The sequence below is a fragment of the Streptomyces sp. LS1784 genome (assembly GCF_020103755.1).
In the GTDB taxonomy this organism is placed as follows: domain Bacteria; phylum Actinomycetota; class Actinomycetes; order Streptomycetales; family Streptomycetaceae; genus Kitasatospora.
In genome coordinates this window covers 1-1,589 of record NZ_JAHSQD010001014.1, presented here as the reverse complement: position 1 = coordinate 1,589, position 1,589 = coordinate 1, and the positions used below count along the sequence as shown (strand labels likewise).

The following is a 1,589-nucleotide window of genomic DNA, read 5'->3' as shown; positions in this document are numbered from 1 at the left end:
GGCGGGCCGCCGAGGCAGCCGAGCAGCCGGCGCGCTTCGACGTCCGCCCGTCCCGGCCGCCGCTGTCCCGGCGGGCCAGGTCCGGCCCCGGTGTGGTGCGCAGCAAGCTGGGCTGACCACCGCGGGCCACGCCCGTGGACTCGCCTACGGTTCGTCATGTGCCGCTTGCAACAAAGAACTTGTGCGACCACCGGGCGTGCTGGTTAATTGTCGTCCCGCGCACGACAGCCTTGGGGGACATGTCCATGCAGCCGACCGATCCACCCGATCCGACCCGGGCCGGCCAGACCGGCTCCACCCCGTTCATCCCGCCGCCGCCGTCGGCACCTCCGCCGGAGGCCGCGCCGGCCCCGTCCCTGCTGGCCGCGCCGTCCCGCGCCACCACCCGGGTGGCCGTGACCAGGCGCATCCTCTGGGTCGGCACCGCGGCGTACCCGCTGGCGACGATCGCCCGGGTCAGCACCACCGTCATCGTGCCGGAGAAGGCGGCCGCGGTCCGGCGGTTCCTCAAGTTCACGGCGATCGTCGGCCTGGCCGCGCTCGGGGCCCTGATGATCATGAGTCTCGGCGGCTCGTCGCGCTCCTACGACAGCGACGGCAACTCCGGCCCGGGCTGGGTCATCGGGGTGGCGTCGATGCTCGTGGTGTTCTACTTCCTCATCGCCACCCTGCCGGTCCTGGTCCAGCCGCGCCTGCATGCGCTGACGGTCGACACCGCGGGGCCGCCGACCGCGCTGCTGGCCTGGCAGTCGCCGGAGCCCGCGCACACGTTGCAGGCCACCATCACGCAGGCGATCGAGAACCCGCAGATCGAGTTCCAGCAGTACGTCAGCAGCGTCGTCGTCGACCTGCGGCACTACCAGTTCGGCGACAGCGTCAACATCTACGGCGGCCAGGGACACACGGGAGTCAGCAAATGAGCGACAACGGCCTCGGTAACGGCCCGAACGTCCACGTCGGCGATCAGGTCACCATCCACGGCGGCACCAACGTCGTCGGCATCCAGCACAACAACGGGCCGGTCGGCGGCGAGGCGCTGCCGCCGGAGGTCGCCGCGCTGTTCTCCCGGCTCGCCGCCGTGGTCGCCGAGCTGTCCCAGGACGGCCGGCTCCGCGAGGCGGACCGGCAGAGCCTCACCGAGGCCCTGCCGGTGCTGAACAGCCCCGCCGCCGAGGAGCCGGGCCGTCGGCGCAACACCCTGCTGCTGCTCGCCGGTCTGGCCCAGAGCCTCGGCGAGGCCGCCGCGCCCGCGCTGGGCCTGGCGAACCAGCTCCTCGCCCTGATCAGCGGCTGACCGGCCTCCCGGCGTCCGGCGGTCCGGGGCGCCGGAGGTCCCCGTCCCGTCCGGCCCGGGCGGGACGGGGGTGCCGGCCGGGTCAGGCGGCGGCGGTTTCGGTGAGGAAGCGCTGCACCAGCTCGCCGACGACGTCCGGGGCGTCCTCGGGGCTGTAGTGGCCGACGCCGGGCAGTTCGACGGCCCGGCCGCGGGGGAACGCCTCGGCGAACAGCGGCAGGAAGTACCGGGCGGCGAGCGTCCGGTCGTCCGCGCCCCACAGGGCGAGCGCGGGCAGGGCGGCGAGCGCCGCGCG

The 1,589-nt window shown here is 74.3% G+C and carries 3 protein-coding genes; 2 read left to right on the top strand and 1 reads right to left on the bottom strand.

From position 1 onward, the window contains the following. The first annotated feature begins 239 nt into the window (after positions 1 to 239). Entirely contained in the window at positions 240 to 920 is a 681-nt protein-coding gene (locus tag KS423_RS45205) for a DUF6232 family protein (protein WP_224285476.1), read from the top strand. Continuing rightward, positions 917 to 1,294: a hypothetical protein gene (locus KS423_RS45200; protein WP_224285475.1), complete on the top strand. Its 378-nt coding sequence runs from the start codon at positions 917 to 919 to the stop codon at positions 1,292 to 1,294. Before KS423_RS45205 ends, KS423_RS45200 begins: the two co-directional genes overlap by 4 nt. An 82-nt stretch (positions 1,295 to 1,376) precedes the next feature. On the opposite strand, the gene KS423_RS45195 is transcribed toward KS423_RS45200, so the two are convergent. Then, positions 1,377 to 1,589: alpha/beta fold hydrolase (locus KS423_RS45195; protein ID WP_374120188.1), on the bottom strand; the 213-nt coding region annotated here is incomplete at its 5' end.

Bases quoted from the DNA above. Each gene is read 5' to 3' on its own strand.
- KS423_RS45205 (WP_224285476.1), top strand. From the start codon at position 240: ATGTCCATGCAGCCGACCGATCCACCCGATCCGACCCGGGCCGGCCAG.
- KS423_RS45200 (WP_224285475.1), top strand. From the start codon at position 917: ATGAGCGACAACGGCCTCGGTAACGGCCCGAACGTCCACGTCGGCGAT.